We start from the raw sequence: 16,910 nt of genomic DNA on the forward strand, positions 1-16,910 counted from the left end.
TACTCTATTTATACATACCAAATCAGAAGGACTTCATGAAAAATGTAGTCTTTTTTTATGCAATTCTATACAAATCTTCTTCTAGCTATACAACAATCTCCCCACTACACATTGGGTATTCTTCACGTGTAGTAAAATATTCAATTTTATATCTACAAAAAATCATAAGGATATTTATATAAACAGTGGATATGAGGACAATTATAATTAAATGTGAATAATATTTTCTCAATATCCTTGATAATACTATTGTCGTTTATTTTATCTAATAAAAATCATCAATAATAATGTGAGTTATGTGTAAATAATGAGTAATGTTAACAAATAGCTACATTTTCTGAACAAAATGTGGATAATTGAACGTTAGATACTCCCTTATTTACTAAAATAAAGAAAAGAAAGCCTATTTCCACTGTTGAATAAATATAAAGTGATTTGTATTAATTTCTTTCCGATTTCATGTAGAAATATATGATTTTCTTTCTGCTTTTTTGTAGAATTGAAAGTCTGGCAATCCTTAAATCTTCGGATACATTTTTTACTATTTATGATTTTTTAGGTTCTAACATCAAATCTTCCCTTGTGGGAGTAGATCTTTCCCCTATTTTTGATGACCTATAATAGTTTTATCTTTATTTCTTTTTAATATATAAGATATATATTTATAATAGATTTTATTATTACTAGTATGATTGTTAATAAGATGTCAGACCTAATTGAAAATATTTGTTAATTCAGTTATAATAATGGTAATTTAATGTATCATTACCCACATACTAAAGGACAAACCTACGTATCCCTACCAGGGCGAGGTTTGTCCTTTTTTTATTTTAGTAAACTATTATCATTGGGAGGATTAAATATGGCTGTACTAAAAGATACAACTTATATCGAAACGAATACATATAACGGGATTGTATTCTTTAAAGGCATTCTTTGGGGATTAGTTTTTGTAGTACCTTTTTGGAGTATTATGATATTCTTATTTATTTTACTTTATAAATAAGAATAAACATATCCAAAACCCAAAGGACGGTAGCAGGTCTTCTTCCTACTTTCTGTTACAATATCCCCCTCTTAGTATGGATAGAAACGCTTTTATAATAAATTAAATAGTAAACCATGGGTTGTCCTTGCAGGAGCTTGTATCGCCTAATATGAGCCATATACAGTTTGCTAGAAACACTTTAATTGTTCCAGGAGAAAACGGAGTTACTAGATCCATCTTTTTAACAGCCGAAGATACACAACAGCTTTACAAATATTATTCGACTATCCCTGAACCTGTAAGACCTCGACAGCACACAGATAACCCCCTATTTGTGGCATTTGATTTTAATCGAGGTACTTATCGATGGGTTTACGAAAATGATGCACCAAAGGCTTTGTCTGAGGTTGCAATACAAAAGATGATTCGACTTGAAGTGAAACGAGCAGAATTAGGTAGACGTATTTCTGCACAACAGATGAGGAACACGTTTATTCTTCGTCTTATTAAACAAGGAATAAGACGAAGAATTGGTAAATAAAATGGGATTTAAAACAAAAATATCTTTAAAAAGATACTATCAATACTTGACGTTGTCTAAAAAAACTCGATGAAAAATACTTTGGTAACTTATACTGTATGATAACAAAGTATCTTCTTTTAATTTTGTTTTTTATCATTGCTGTAACTTTGTTTTTAATTAATAATTTGAATGAATTTTATAATTTTATGAAATCTCTTTATGTTTCTGTGGAAAAAACGAAACTCCTATTTCACAGAAAAAGACTTTTGAACTGTACAAAGTTCATCTTTTGTTAATTGTTTCTTATTTTCATTAGAGGAATAAATTTTATATTGAACGTCATTTTCATTCCAGTATACATAATGTAATTCATTTTTTTGCTGATTGAATGCTTGACGAGTTTTATCAAATGCGTTGATCTCTTGTAAAGATTTTTGTGGGAAAACGTCCTTTCCTCTTGTTATTTCAACAATTAAATTTTGATTGTCTTTACTTGAATAAACGATGGTAACATGTTCTGCATTCTCATCTGTAACTGTTATTGAATCTACTTCGAAAGGTAATTTAGTAGGATAGGATATTGGAAAAGGGAGTTCTTTTGGTGCAGTGGCCATGACCTCTTGTGATACCGGGTACCAATTTACATCTTTTACAGAACAACCTGTAAGCATGGTGATAAAAAACAAAATGACAAACCAAAGTCTTTTCATTCCGTTCCCTCCTTTTTTATAACGTATGTAGCTTTTTTACATACATTCTGAAAAAGAATGGAAGAAAACTCAAAAAAATGCCCAAGATAACTTCAGTCGAAATTACCAAGAGCATTCACTACGTATATAGTTGAATTGAGTGGTCAAATATTTCAAATTTAAATAGATTTATGTTTTTCACTGCTTGTTTTTGACCGTAGTAAGTCTTTAATATTCATGGTTCCTGAGATTAATAAACCACCAATTACTAAAATTGCGCCAAACAGATGGTATATTGTAATATTTTCTTTAAGTATTAACCAAGCTAGTAAATAACCAAAAATCGGTGTTAAGAATAGATAGTTGTTTGCTTTTATTGGATCTTTTTTTAATAGATAAAACCATAGTAACATGGATACTATAGAAGTCATAACAACCTGCCAAAATAGACCGATAGCAAAATTCATGTCTAAATTAATATACGGATTTGTATCTAGTAAGAAACTTAAAGGAACTGCAAATAAACTACCAAAGATGATTTGCCAAGTATTAATGACTAGACGATCAATCTTCATATCATATTTTGTGAAACATACACTCCCAATACCCATAGACAACATGCCAATAGCGAGAATAATGATGCCTGATACAGTGGCTTGCGTATCCTTTAAATACGGATATACGGCAATAAATAAGCCAAACGCCGCAATACACATGCCAGACCATTCTTGTTTTGTTACTTTTCTACTTAAGAACATAGAAGACAACAAAGCAACAACAAATGGGTTTACTGTGATAAATAAGTTAAACAAACTAGATGATACCAACTTTAGTGACAAGAAACAGCAACCTACATACAAAGTAGTATTCAATATACCTAGTACAACTAACTGCTTCCACTCTACTCCTTTAGGCCATCTGTTAGATTTGATAAAATATGTAAAGATAAACATGATAAGACCGGCACTAATTAACCTTGTTGTTGCAAACATTAAAGGGGATGAAGATAAAAGACCAACTTTTGTGGCGATAGCACCTGATGCCCATAAAATACTAAACAATATACCGATTAAAATCTCCATACGAACCATTATCCTTTCCTACATTACAAATAGTAAAACAACCGATTTTATTAAAATAAAATCGGTTGTTTATGTAAAGAACTTACTTTACCTGTTCTAAAATCAAACAGTAACTTCTTCTTTCCAGTTATCCATACTGAAGCGCTCACCTAAATTACGATGTTCAATAATATACTCACGTAAATGTTTTGCTTTCTGAATAATTGCCTGATCACCACTTCTTTCTGCAATTTGATCTAACCAATCATAGCATTTTGCAACAGGGATATCTTTTTCAAAATGAATTTTCGATAAGAAGAATACAACATCTCTAAAATTAATTCTTGAAATTACTTTAGATAGTGAAGTAATTAACTCCTCTTCAAATGTTTCATCTAATTTATCTCGTTTAACAATAAATCTTTCTAAATCACGATTATATGTCTTTTTATCTTTGAAGATATCAGATGGATCAAAATCACAATCAAATACATAGTCCAGGCAAAGGAAAACGCGGCTATCCTTAGAGAAATTAGCAGCTGCATGTCCAATTGCTGCATCAAGGAACCAAATTTCGCCTTTTCTAATACGGAATACTGCTTCTTCATCTGAATGGAAAGCCTTTTCATTATCTTCTAAAGCTAAGAAGACACGGAAACGTTGCTTTGTACTATGAGAGAATTCAACGAAATCTCTATGTGGGATAACCATTGCATCCACTAAATTACGTGTACGAACCATTTTTAAATTATCAAAAGTGAAGTATTCTTCAAGAAGTGAGTTAATGTATGGTAACTGCTTACCATACTCCGTTTGTTGTGCTGCATGATCAAAATCACGATACATTGTATCATCTTTATCATTTGAAGCATTCCATAAAGAGTTGTTCATCCAATAACCCGAACTGAATTCATCATACTCTTCTGGAATAACTGGAAAATTCGCTATAGTAGCTAAATCTTTCTTTAATAATTCCTCATTTAATTTTAATTTACCAATGATATAAGATGCCATATTAACTATTCTCCCCTTTAATTATAATGTGAACATTACTAAATCGCAATATAAGTGGCGAAATAATCTGATTATGTATTCTTTTCAGAATCTAAATCAAAAGATTATTTGCATAGACTAATAATCTATATAGTATTTTTGAAAAATAACATAACCTATTGGGTACTGAACATTCTTAATTTTTTTGATATATTCCTGAAATCAAATATATACAATTCATATTGAGAAGCATGGTCACAATACCTACATTTTATATTTTTGTCTGTTTCACAAATATGCGGTACATTTAGATTTTGAATCACTTTTAATACATGTTCTTTGCAAACAAACAAAAAACCACCTTGTTTCCATGAAATGATTATTAATTTTTGTAGTTTTTATTTTATCTAGTAAAAGATATTTTAAAACAATTCCCAGTTCGCGCGAATTTACAGAAAATTGAATATCGAAACTACAGATTGATTATAGGAAAAAAATAACAAGAGGTCTATATTTATATTATCGAAAATTCTGAATAGAGTGAATTGAATTAGCGTTAAACTACCGTAGAATGCTATAGTGATGCGGTTTCGCAAGAAATAACTGAAAAATTTGTAAAAAATTGAGAAATGTTTGTATTATTTATATAACTAACTATTTGATGTAATACTCTAATTTTGTATCTTAGAAGTGGTATTCTACATTCCATTCTACAAGCTCGAATTATAGTTTTAATTTATTATAGAAAAACAAAAGCCCAATTATATTTTAAATATAATTGGGCTTTTAAGAGGTTTTAAAAATTTGTTTCCTTCTCTTTTTTTTATTATTTTCTTTAATAGCATGTTTATTTTATTCAATCACTTCAGAAAATGTTCCTCTTTATTTTCTTTTATGTACTTCATAAGTTCTTTAAATTCCATTACATCGTAAATCCCCCAATTGATACGATTAATGACTTCCCTTTTTCTTTCTCCTACACCTTCCACAACAATACATAGATCAAAATCACTGTCTTTATTTGGTGTGCCATATGCATGAGAGCCAAAAAGGATGATTTTTTGGACAGAAGACACGGTTTCACGAATTTTTTGCACCAATAGGTCCAATTCCCTTTGCACTTCTTCGTTAATCCGAATCACCCCTCGGATAATGTAATTAAATTGACGTTTAAGTATATTATACATGCGTTTCTCTTCTACCTGCTATTACATATTTATTTTTATGTTGTTCTCTTGTTTTTCAACGTTCTGCAATGCTTGATAACATTCGTATACCTGCTTAATAAGTGTATGTATATATAATGGATGGGCATTTGAATCCATATAAGTATCATTCCTCTGGCCTTCAAGTGCTTCATATATTTGATTTATCTCTAATTTGCACATAAATTGAAGTAGCTTATAGTCATGATGTGATTCTTCTAATATTGACTCAGCCTTTGTAAGCAGGAACATGTAATGCCTAGTATTTGTAAACATTGCGAATTGGGTAGTTTTAAATGTCATCATAACAAAAGAAGGAGACATCAAAATATGCCTCCTTTACGCCCCCTTTTATATTTATTTTAGAAATCTAATCCCACTTAGCTTATACTCTTCTCTAACTCTTGTTACTAAATACTCATCTACAAATATGAATTTTGGATGAATACAGTAAAAGTTAGTTACCCTATTTCTATTTATCGTATCTCTATGAATTTATTCAAAAAAAGACATTGAACCATGTCGTTCAATGCCTTCTCTCTTCTTACATATTTGTGTACTCGAAGTACAATTTCTCCGGTTTTCCATACTTATTAATTTCATCCTGATATACAGCAGCTAATTGTTGTGACATCTCAATACTCTCCATATAGGACAATGAAGTAACTGCTTCTATTTTTTCTTTAATGTTATTAGGAAGAACTGAATAAGATAATCTATCCATCTTACTCCCTAATTTAGTTTCTGTAGCAGCCTCGTAATAAATCTCAGTAATTAGAACTTCATTATCATCTGGATCGTACATATAGCCTCGGTTAACTGTAATCATATTATATGACTCCTCTCTGGTTTACAAATCCTAATCTCTAGTGTTTTTAGCATTGCAATAAATACCATATTTCTATATACATTCTCTAGTTTTTAATTTTTATATTCCACTCTTTATCTAGTTTACTATGAATTAGAAACTAATCTCTTTTTTTATGTCAAATTCAAAAATTCTTAACAATAATAAGAAACGTTGTAAACCTAGTGATGTTACTCACATTATTTTTTATTTGTATTACCTGTGTGCTTAACTTTTAAACATTTAGGTACCTTACACAATCGCAGACATGATATGTTTCTGCTAAATAAAGACCCATTGTTTTTTGTTTATTATGAGTACTAATAACTCTCATATTCTTTTTCTTATGCCATACTTTGTAGAAATCCATATAATCTCTCCTCTAAATGAAACAAAAAAGCAAAATAGATGTACTTTTTTATTTCGCATATTATTAGCCCAGAAGGTCTATGTACAAGTGATTCGAAACTTAAAGACAACACAAAAAGGGCTTCTTTAAGTCGATTAAAAATGTGCATAGCAAAATAAGCTATAAATACACTAATCGGCTCAAAGAAGCCCTTTCTAAAATGAAACAAGACGTAACTTGCTTCTACAACTCAACCACAACATATAGGGTGTGGGAATAAACGGAATCAATTAAACAATAAAGTATACGTTTATATTAAACTAATTTTATAATATCTTCAATTGTTTTTAATGAAACGAAGATAAGAAGGGACTTTCTATGCGGCTGTTATATGTATTGAAGAATAGTGCCCCTGTTTCCCCTACTAAAAATCCCTTCTTATTTTCAGTTCTTGATGTTACTTCATGTACTGCAGTTCAAAATATAGCTTTTCTGGCTTTTGATTTTGATCTAGATAATAAAGTATTTCTTGAATAGTTTCCTTTCCAACTGCAACACTTTCCATGTAGGACATATTTTCGTTTTCCTGGATTTTTTGCAAGATAGCGCTAGGTAGCTTAACAGCGTCAAATACACCCATTTTGCTTCCTAATTTTTGTTCGGAAACAGCATCGTAGAAAATTTCGTTCACAATTACCTCATTATCATCTGAATCGTACATGTAACCTCTTTGTATACGTAGCAATGTTTTACTCCTTTTATCTATATTATTCATGGAAGATGTATCGATAAATATTATTTCGCAAAATCTCTACTTTGTATAGGGGGGCGCTACGCGATATTTATTACGCAATCAAGGTAAACGATTTGAGTCTAAGTAATCTTTATTTTTTATAAAAGAAAAACTAAGCCCTCCTCCTAGAAAAGCAGCGCTTGTGGGGAAGGCTTAGTTTGTTATAAATAGCGTTGTATTTAATTGTTTAATCTCCCCTTCTGCAAGAGGCTGATAAAAAGCATGTTGTAACCCTTCTGAATGTAATGCTTCTCCTATACAGAGCAATACTTTACCGGGGATTAAATCAAGCAGTAGTTCATTATTAATTTGCTTTGCTTGTTTTTCAGTAGAAACATAAATTATTAAGATTGTAGGGTTATTCCCAAATCCCTGCACAATAACATCTTTTCCTGATTCTACAAAAGTTTTCCATCTAGCAATTAATCGTTTTAATCGATCCTTTTTATCAGATAACAAGGTGGAGTATACAACAAAATTAATTTTACAATCTTCTCCGCTGTTTATTATAAAACTTAAAGGAGGGGTAAAAACCCCTTTACTAATGGATGGATGCATAATATGTCCTAAAAAGGATGGAGTGTAGCGTAAGTGACAAAGTAAGTCTATGTCATGCCAATAACGCATGTGAACGTATTTACCATGATTATCAAGCCTTTCTGGAACAAAGAAGAACATATTTCCTTGCCAGTATTTTAAGAGTTTATAACCATTATCGGATAACGTATATGTTTCTTCGCAGATTTCTATATCAAGAATTTCTACTTGCCATTTTTCAATCAATCGATAATAAAGTAACCCTTGAAGAGCATTTATAATTTTTTTTCGCGAAAATTTATTTTTGAATAGATATAATAAATGATTAAACCGAACCGATGTATGAACACCGATGAAATTGAGTATAGTATACTGTTCCTCTGTTAAACGCTGCTTGAACTTAACTAATTCGTCATAAGATTGGAATACATAGGTTTTATACAGATCATGTACTCGATATATTTGAAGTCCTTGTGCATCCTCACTTGATAAATGAGGAATAGAAGGGATATAGGTAGACAATGTTTTTTCTACTGTACGCATAGTCATTCATTAAAATTGGTAAATTGACGAATTAGATTTTTTACTTTGGCCCTGCGGATAATTCAAAATACGAACAGTTCCTCTACGTTTTTTCGGATTAATATTTAGCAGCTCACATGTAACAATTGTTTGATTAATTGCATCCTCTGGAGTTGGATTAGCAAGATTACGGCTCTTTAACCCTTTAAATTGAATACCAGGTGCAACTTCTACAAAAATACCAGCAATTGCATCTACACCTACAATTTTACCTACAAAGCGGTCACGGCGTTTGTTTAGTTCTAATAGCTTGTCCATTGGATCTGTTTCTAATATTTTTTTACTTCCACTAAACTCATAGCGACCATTTTTTTCTACCACTTTAGCAATAATAAGTTCTATAACATCACCAATAATAATATCTTCCGGACGAACGAATGAATGGGACCATTGCGAGTATCGCACTCCTACTGTTACGCCATGAATTTCAACTAAGACCGTTTGCGCAGATGGGATATGCCCTGAAACGGTTCCTGTGTATACTTTATTTCCTACTTGCGCTGTTACTTCTTCATATAATCTTTTTTGAAGTGCTACCTCCCCTGCTGTGATAGATACAACAGCAAAGTTTCCTTCTTCAGTTTTCTGAAAATGTTCAATAATAACAGGCTTTGTTCTACCCACAAGCCATTGAGGATTTTTAGGAATGTTTATACCTGCCTCTGTAATCGGGCAATATGCTGTTGTATGAGTACCAATTTGCATTGTAAGCACTTGTATACGCTCAGACTTTCCGTTTTTAGCCGGGAATAGCTTTTCGGATACGACTGTAATCAAGCCTTTTCCTACAGTACGCTCACGTTTCATACGGGCTAATTCCTCTAGTTCATGATCACGTACTCGCTCAAATTGATTAAAGTTCGTTTCTAACACTGTGTCACCTTGTGGGTTCTCTGATTCAAAAGCCATTCCAAGTTCTTCTACAGTTTGAGTGTTTATCGTATCTTCTGCCATTATATTTTCCTCCTAGAACGTAAAAAAGGACACACCTGTACCATTGGGATGGTACGTAAGGTGTGTCCTTCACGTAAATTATGTTTTATTTATATAGTTATTAATAAAAATATAACGGTGTTTTTACTCAAATGCAAGAATAATTTTAAAATCATAAGTTTGCTATAAGTTAGATCAAAATCTAGAATGTAGTCTTACTAGGGGGGCTGCCAGCATTTCGGAAAACCCCCAAGCTAAGAGTATGCAAGATTTTATACAGTTTTTCGGCAAATCCAGTAACAAACGAGAAACCTAAAACCGCGCCATAATAGGAATGTATAAAAAAATGCATAGGTCCATAGAACAAAAAAGAAGGTTCCCTTGTGAGAGTAGGGTTCCCTCCTTTTTCTTTGCTACCGATAATTTTATGTTATGTTAACTGATTTTGTATACGATATACATTAAATAACGATATAAACTAGTGCTGCTATAAGATTTGGAATAGCCATTATTAAAAAACCTTTTGATTGATCAATACGGCCAATTTTACGCGTTTCCTTTTTTGAAGAAAAGGTTCCTTTGTTACCTAAAATTAAACTATCAATGAAGTAAGCTAAAGCTAATCCAATGCTAATTAACCCAAAAGTTCCACATACATAATAAATGTGGCTCCAATTCCGACTAAAATAAGCTTCTACAGATACGATAAGTAATAGGAGTATTCCTGAAATGAGTCCTCTTTTTGTCATTATGATCCCTCTTTCAAAAAGATTTTATATCCATATAATACCATATCATTGAGTCTATATTTTTCAAACAAATTCCGATAATGATGCGTTATGTTAACCTCTCATGTATAGGGTATTCACTTCACATTTTATCTATCTTACTTAATGGTAACTGTCATACAATGAAGATAATATTAGGAAATTGTGAGGATGATTACGTTGAAAAAATTTGTAATTGAATTAGAAAAATTTATAAATAGTTATGTTGCAAGTCTGCTTACTTTTAATATCATATGGTTCTTAATACCATATATTTCCGATACTAATTATTCTTCCCAGAATGATTTGGGTTTGCCTAACATAGTTGGATTCACTATAATTCTCATCATATATGGTAGTATACTAAATCTTGTACCTTGCCTAATTGGAGAAGTATTATACAGGAACATAAAACAATGTAGGGAGTTTCGATTTGGAATTCCTGTATTTATAGGACTAGCTGTTATTTATATACTTATACTCTTTCTTCTTAAAAATCCATATTCTTCTAGTTTGGTTACACCTATTATTATGGGGTCCTTAGCTTTTTATTTAGTACGTAGAAAAATTTAATTAACTTCCAATAACGATAATTATGTAAATAAGCTGTCCATATGGACAGCTTATTATATATGTTTTTGCTTAGCGTGGTTTTTTCCAAAATGCTGGCGGTACCCCTATAAGTACACTTGCAAGTATATTTATAGATATACTTATAAGTGAATTATTTAAATTCTTGTCTATATAATTTAAACGAATAAATAGCTCCAACGAAGAATACAAAGGCTTCAAATAATATAAAGATTTGACGGAAATACTCGATATCTTTACCAACTAAAGAAATAAATATGCAATTCATTAGAATTTGAGTAGTAAACATACAAGAAATAATTTTAAAATAAATAGGATTTGTTCTTTCATCTGGTTTACCAATTTTTTTGTAAATAATAATAAGTGCAATTACTGAACCCAAAAATAGAAGTGCTGTAAGTCCTACAACGATGTTGAAATTGCCTGTACTTTCTAACATCCATTTATTTAATAAATCAATCATTATTATCTTCCTTTCCTACATAAGAGAATATTTCGTTCTTCTTTTTCACTATAATAAAAAAAGAAAAAGGAAAACATCGAACTTTCTTACAAACATTCGTGTATTCTTACAGTTTTGTCATTTTATAAATTTATTCATCGTCTTGCCTTTCCATATTTTCTTTGGAAAATATAGTGAATTAAGAGAAAAAACGATAATTATGTAAAGACAAAAGTCCCCCAGTTAAACAATCTGAAGGACTTTTAATAGTTTTCTAAGTTATCTTCCAAATACACTCAATCCTAAATAAATCAAACTATAACTAATTAAAGCACTTGCAAGCATAAAACCTATTTTTAATAATTTGTCTTTTATATTAGGCTTTACCTCACTTACAGGTTTTCCCTCTATAAAATCAACTATTTGACGATAAGTTTTTAAATTATGCTCTTTTTTTATGTTTTCAACTTGCTGTGATGAAAACATAAGCAAAATCACAAGTACCACAGGTATTATAAGACCATAATAACCAAAAAAGTAAAATACAGGTGCAGTAGAAATAGGAAGTATAATCATTAATGCTAGCATGATGTAACTCCACTTAAAGAAGGCTGATTTTTGAAGTTCTTCTTTCATGATCTTTACATCTCCTTTAACTAAATCATCTAGGGAGACATTAAAAAGAATACTCATCATTAATAAATTATGAATATCTGGATAGTTTCTTTCATTTTCCCAGTTAGAAATAGATTGTCTGGAAACATGAATTTTTTCTGCTAACTTCTCTTGGGACATGCTATCCCGTTTACGAAAATATTGTATCTGTTTACCGATGTTCATTTATACATCTCCCTTAAGTTTGAGGTTAAGTTAAAGGCTAATTAAAGACTACCAAATTTCTTTATAATAATGTGATTTTAAGATGTAAAAATGTTTTATCATTCAATTTTCACTTTATTTTTACTTCCTACAACGATAATTATATAAATAAGCTGCCTATATGGGCAGCTTATTGTATTTTTGGCTTAGCGTGATTTTTTTTCGAATTAATGGCGATATCCCTACTAGATTTAATTAGAGGTTTACAATCAATTAATCAAAGAAATTGTTCAATTCTTTACTCATTACGTTCGATGTTTTTTGCTTAGGTTTCTCAATATTATTAACCAGCGACTGCGAATTGTTATTCTTATTTTTTTGCTGAGATTTTAAGTGCTCTTGGCGTTCTTTGTAACTCATAGGTTTATATTCTGGTTGCTTCTCATCATTTTTCGAATGATCTTCTCTAATTTTTTCTAAGTTTTCTTGAACCGTAATACTAATAGATTCGTAAACTTTTGCTACATCTTCATCAAGCTTATTTTCTTCGGTATGATTAAGCGTTTCTTCAATTGGAACTGTGCTGATTTCTACTTGTGTTTCTTCTGACTCTGTTATTATAACGGGAATTGAAGTAGATTCTATACTTGTTTCTGCAGTTCCTATCATTGTAACGGGAAGTCCATCAGATGGGAATTCTTCAAACAGTGGTTCAGTCTCATCAGGAATCTCGGAATGAATAGTGGAATCTTTATTCCAATCTTGCTCTAATATAGTAATAAATAATTCTTTGTTTAGTTCTGCTACTTTCATGTTTATTTCATAGCATTCGTCCATATGAGTTAATGCTATATCTATGGTTTCTTCATTATCTTCTTTCACGACTGGTTCTTTTATTTCAGTGCTTATACTTTCTAGATGTATTTCTTCTGCTATAAGAGGCAGTTCACCATTTCTTTGTAGGGTTTCTATTAATCTTGATGCACGTGTATAACTAATTTTAAACGTGTCTTGTAGTACCGGTATAGAGGCACTTCCCATTTCTTTCACAAAACTTAAAACATCGTCGTATAGAATATCCTTAAAGACGCTAGTCGCCTCTTGTACAGTTCCTGTGTCTTCGCTTCGAATCGCTACTTCCTGTGAAATAGTATTGTCAGAAATATGAGTAGTATTAACACTTGGGTCTTCTGGTATACTAATACTATTTGAAATTAATACTTTACGAGGACCATCCCCTGTGTAAGAACTTACAACTAGATTTTGTTCTAACTTCTCAATACATTGCATAGCTTTCATATAGCTGATCTTGAATTTTCTTTGCAGAATAGATGGCGAGACTTGTTGCGATTCAATAATAAATTCCTTAATATCTTCATACAACTTATTTTCAGCTTCATCATCAACATCTCCCTGCGGATTCATAGTTGCAGGTTCATTAGATAAGGTTTCATTATGAGACTTGTGTTCCTTATAATCTTCCAATGATACAATGTGCTGTTGCTCTTCGGTTGTTTCTACAGAGCCATTTTGTTTCACCTCATCCTCTTGTATAGGTGGCAAAGGTTGTATTTTTTTCATGTTCTCTGCGTCTACATGCTTCATAGGATTTGCTTTTACAATAGATTCATTAATAAGGCGAAGACGTTCATTTTCCCAATATCGGCCTGTTTGCTTCTCTACCTGTATGAGTGCATGCGCGAATTCTTCTTTAGGCACAAAGTTACTTGTAATTTGTTGGACTGGTTGCACATGATTATCTTGTACGATACGAGCAGCACAGATAAATGCACCTTGTGCCATGATATCCCCTGGTGACATAACAACTTCTTTTGTTTTTTGGTAGGTTGATCCTAGTCGACTAACAGGATTATCTTGCATAGGGGAAATACCCTGTTCGGATTCCGCTTCTTTAAATTCTTCTTTTTCACCGAACATGTCAGAGAAAATTTTTGCATCATATGGCGTTACATCTCCAAATATCATTTTGTTACGGAATGAACCTAGTAAAGTAAACATGTATTGTTCTGTAAAGTCGAGAGCTAATTGAGATAGCGTTTGGCTAGCAATTGTTAAAATTACTTTATATTTACGGGATTGTGCAGGGAATTCTTTAAACGGCTTCACCACATAATCTGGGAACTCATCGACTATTATGTGGTGGTAAGGCGAGACGTTTGGTTCCCTACGGAATACCGCATTTTGCATACTCAGCAATACAAACTTTCCTAATACGTTTGAAAGGTCTGCTAATTCCCCTTTCGCAGTATTTACAAGTAAAATGCCACCTTGCTCCAAGTAGGGTAAGTACCCAGCGCCTTATCATATTTCTATGATAGGTTTCCAAGTACTCCCCCCCGAACCGTACGTACTCGTCTCCAAGTATACGGCTCTCCATTTATCAATCCAACTTACCTGAGTGTAAATCTATGTGACATTGATGGCAGAGTGCCATGGTTTTTCTTTTTCTAGCGATCATCATTTTCTCCCACATTTTCTTACCTTTTAGGTCTTTTAACTTTCTTATGTGGTGTATTTCGATAGCTAGGTTCTTTTTGCCACACACTTCACATTCTTCGGCTAATAATCGTTCAATGAGACTTGTTCGTCCAGACATTTTTAAGGTGTTTGGGAGAATATCGACTTCTGTTTTGGTATCTATACTTATGTGTCTCCGAAATCCTTGGTCATAAAGATATCTTATCTTTTCACCATTTTTAGTTTTGTATCGTATACCAAATTTCCCATTGGTTCTATATTTGTTGAGAATTTGTTTAACACTTTTTTTGTACTTGCTAGCGAACGTTTTATACATACTATATTCCATTATGTATTTGTATTTATTTATAACACTTACGTTGTTCGCCAACTTGTAGTATTCATATAGACCACGAATTTCTGCGTTGTAGATACTTAAAATCTCTAAGTCGTCATTATCTTTTAGATAGGTTCTGTGTTTAGGTTTCCAAGTACCTGTATTTTTATCAATTGCTAGTGCGTCTTTTTGAAATAGGTTCTTTATCCATTTGTTTTTGGGTACGTATAGTTTGGGTGTGAAAGAGAATACCCTTTTTGTCCTTCTATGGGTTGTTTTTGCTATTGCTTCTTCTCTTGAGATTGTAATATCGTAACCGAGAAATTGTACTAATTTTTCACTATGGGTTATGAGAGTCTTTTCCTGTGACAACTCGAGTTCAAGGGTTTCTTTAAGAAAAATCGTAAGATTTTCTTTGGCTTGAATAGCATCTTCTTTACTACCTATTATTCCTATGAGGAAATCATCTGCGTACCTGGTATATACAATTCTTTTGTAGTTTTCGTCCATAGGTTCTTTTGAATGTATAGAGAGCTGTTCTTTGTGTAGTTTGTTCCACTGTAGTTTAACTTCTCTTTTTTCGTCCTCTGACATTTGTCCCCATTGTTCCTCATGTTTTTTTCGTAGTCGGTATTTCTTATCTGAAAGGTACGCATAATCACGATTTGTCTTTCTTCTTGCCCCATTATCAAATTGTTGTTTATAGATCTTCATAAATTTGTCTAGTTCATTCAAATAAATATTTGATAGTATGGGACTGATTATGCCTCCTTGAGGGGTGCCAGAGAATGTGTTGTTATATGTCCATTCTTCAAGATAACCTGCTCTGAGAAACTTCCAAATTAACCTTATAAATTTTTCATCATCAATCCTTCTTTTAAGGATATTTATAAGTGAGTGGTGATTTATGTTATCGAAGAAACCTTTTATGTCCCCCTCAACAAACCATCGTACCCCTCTATATGTCTTTTGAATTTGAATTAACGCAGTATGACAGCTCTTTTTAGGTCTAAACCCATGTGAATCATCGGAGAACGTAGATTCATATATACTCTCAAGGATACTTCGTATTATTTCTTGTATGATTTTATCATCCATAGAAGGGATGCCTAGTGGTCTTTTACCACCATTAGCTTTGTTCCTATAAATCCGTCTAGCTGGATAAGGTTTGTAAGTCTCGTGTTTAATTTTGTCTATAAGAGTGTTAATTCTTTCAATACTCATTCCATCGATATTCTTTCCATCCGTACCTTTGGTCATGTTGCCTTCTTTGGCGTATATCTTAGAATATGCCATATAATAAAATTCTGGGTTATACAGGTTTCTGTATAGTCTCTTGAACTTGTAATCTGTACTACTAGCCATGGTACGTAGGCTGTTTAATACCTCATTTGGATTTCTCAAAGAGCCTCACGCTCCTTCCTAATTTGTATTAAACTGATAAACTGTTTCCCTTCGCCCTGTAATAGGCTTTCCCTATCTCTGACTACTACGGAAACTCCGTTACCTTATTGGATATTCATAAGCCACATACCTTGTTTTACACTTGGTATCATCCTTAATAGCCAGTTTGTATTGGCGTTCCAACTTAGGTAATCCCCATTTAGTACATTTAGAGATGAGCTTGCTATAGTGTCGGATGCGACTTTCGTCCTTTTCCACCTACAGTGGATAGTTAGTAATGGATCTCTGGGACTTGAGGATGGAGACCTCGTCCTTCTATACCATTTAGCGTACACCTGGTTAAATGGTCATTACTACATAACGTTACTAGTTACCTTTCGTCATGGGGTTCGATATCCCCCTTTGGACTATCGTTTAAGCAGTTTAGCTTTCATCCTTGTCTATACGTTTCATCTGGCCATTCAGTCGTAATTTGGTAACTAATTAACTTATGGCTTTACCAACATGCTACACTCCCCGTTCAGTTTCCTTCACGGATAAGTTGGTTGATGATAGGCTTTTGTGAGACCTGA

General features: G+C 32.2%; 15 protein-coding genes and 2 pseudogenes. 3 read left to right on the forward strand and 14 right to left on the reverse strand.

Features of this window, described 5'->3' with window-relative positions:
* Positions 1 to 862: 862 nt before the first annotated feature.
* Complete coding sequence (locus tag ACUN28_RS28360; RefSeq protein ID WP_016089829.1) at positions 863 to 1,006, forward strand: hypothetical protein; 144 nt, start codon at positions 863 to 865, stop codon at positions 1,004 to 1,006.
* A 58-nt stretch (positions 1,007 to 1,064) separates the two neighbouring features.
* A pseudogene (locus ACUN28_RS28365) lies at positions 1,065 to 1,602 on the forward strand (site-specific integrase); the annotation flags it as partial.
* Positions 1,603 to 1,756: 154 nt separating this feature from the next.
* Here the strand turns inward: ACUN28_RS28365 and ACUN28_RS28370 are convergent.
* The 10 genes from ACUN28_RS28370 to ACUN28_RS28415 form a co-directional block, all read right to left on the reverse strand.
* The gene (locus tag ACUN28_RS28370) at positions 1,757 to 2,221 is read right to left on the reverse strand and encodes a hypothetical protein (RefSeq protein WP_016089827.1); all 465 of its coding nucleotides are present in this window, start codon (positions 2,219 to 2,221) and stop codon (positions 1,757 to 1,759) included.
* Positions 2,222 to 2,379: 158 nt separating this feature from the next.
* On the reverse strand, positions 2,380 to 3,291 hold the full coding sequence (locus ACUN28_RS28375) for a DMT family transporter (protein WP_016089826.1): 912 nt from the start codon (positions 3,289 to 3,291) through the stop codon (positions 2,380 to 2,382).
* 93 nt (positions 3,292 to 3,384) lie between these two features.
* On the reverse strand, positions 3,385 to 4,275 hold the full coding sequence (locus tag ACUN28_RS28380; RefSeq protein WP_016089825.1) for an aspartyl/asparaginyl beta-hydroxylase domain-containing protein: 891 nt from the start codon (positions 4,273 to 4,275) through the stop codon (positions 3,385 to 3,387).
* An 839-nt stretch (positions 4,276 to 5,114) separates the two neighbouring features.
* Positions 5,115 to 5,441, reverse strand: coding sequence for a nucleotidyltransferase domain-containing protein (locus ACUN28_RS28385; protein WP_016089824.1), 327 nt, complete (start codon positions 5,439 to 5,441; stop codon positions 5,115 to 5,117).
* 21 nt (positions 5,442 to 5,462) lie between these two features.
* The gene (locus ACUN28_RS28390) at positions 5,463 to 5,783 is read right to left on the reverse strand and encodes a hypothetical protein (protein WP_016089823.1); all 321 of its coding nucleotides are present in this window, start codon (positions 5,781 to 5,783) and stop codon (positions 5,463 to 5,465) included.
* Positions 5,784 to 6,003: 220 nt separating this feature from the next.
* Complete coding sequence (locus tag ACUN28_RS28395; RefSeq protein WP_016089822.1) at positions 6,004 to 6,288, reverse strand: hypothetical protein; 285 nt, start codon at positions 6,286 to 6,288, stop codon at positions 6,004 to 6,006.
* Positions 6,289 to 7,112: 824 nt separating this feature from the next.
* Complete coding sequence (locus ACUN28_RS28400; protein WP_016089820.1) at positions 7,113 to 7,400, reverse strand: hypothetical protein; 288 nt, start codon at positions 7,398 to 7,400, stop codon at positions 7,113 to 7,115.
* Between the two features lie 201 nt (positions 7,401 to 7,601).
* Entirely contained in the window at positions 7,602 to 8,528 is a 927-nt protein-coding gene (locus ACUN28_RS28405) for a hypothetical protein (RefSeq protein WP_176539390.1), read from the reverse strand.
* A gap of 9 nt (positions 8,529 to 8,537) precedes the next feature.
* Positions 8,538 to 9,521, reverse strand: a complete 984-nt coding sequence (locus ACUN28_RS28410) for a hypothetical protein (protein WP_016089818.1) — start codon at positions 9,519 to 9,521, stop codon at positions 8,538 to 8,540.
* Positions 9,522 to 9,961: 440 nt separating this feature from the next.
* Positions 9,962 to 10,249, reverse strand: coding sequence for a DUF5316 family protein (locus tag ACUN28_RS28415; RefSeq protein ID WP_098885289.1), 288 nt, complete (start codon positions 10,247 to 10,249; stop codon positions 9,962 to 9,964).
* A gap of 189 nt (positions 10,250 to 10,438) precedes the next feature.
* Between ACUN28_RS28415 and ACUN28_RS28420 the strand changes: the two genes are divergently transcribed.
* Complete coding sequence (locus tag ACUN28_RS28420) at positions 10,439 to 10,840, forward strand: hypothetical protein (RefSeq protein ID WP_445423452.1); 402 nt, start codon at positions 10,439 to 10,441, stop codon at positions 10,838 to 10,840.
* 151 nt (positions 10,841 to 10,991) lie between these two features.
* On the opposite strand, the gene ACUN28_RS28425 is transcribed toward ACUN28_RS28420, so the two are convergent.
* The 4 genes and pseudogenes from ACUN28_RS28425 to ACUN28_RS28440 all read right to left on the reverse strand — a co-directional run bounded on the left by ACUN28_RS28425 (position 10,992) and on the right by ACUN28_RS28440 (position 16,338).
* Positions 10,992 to 11,321 carry a hypothetical protein gene (locus ACUN28_RS28425; protein WP_016089817.1) on the reverse strand — a complete coding sequence of 110 codons (330 nt, stop codon included), beginning with the start codon at positions 11,319 to 11,321 and terminating at the stop codon, positions 10,992 to 10,994.
* Between the two features lie 258 nt (positions 11,322 to 11,579).
* Positions 11,580 to 12,140 carry a helix-turn-helix domain-containing protein gene (locus ACUN28_RS28430; protein ID WP_016089816.1) on the reverse strand — a complete coding sequence of 187 codons (561 nt, stop codon included), beginning with the start codon at positions 12,138 to 12,140 and terminating at the stop codon, positions 11,580 to 11,582.
* 252 nt (positions 12,141 to 12,392) lie between these two features.
* Positions 12,393 to 14,420: pseudogene (locus ACUN28_RS28435) on the reverse strand (DNA translocase FtsK); the annotation flags it as partial.
* A gap of 100 nt (positions 14,421 to 14,520) precedes the next feature.
* A complete protein-coding gene (locus tag ACUN28_RS28440) occupies positions 14,521 to 16,338 on the reverse strand; it encodes a reverse transcriptase domain-containing protein (RefSeq protein ID WP_016089814.1) in 1,818 nt (605 codons plus the stop codon).
* Positions 16,339 to 16,910 lie beyond the last annotated feature (572 nt).

The sequence above is a fragment of the Bacillus sp. WC2507 genome (genome assembly GCF_052656125.1).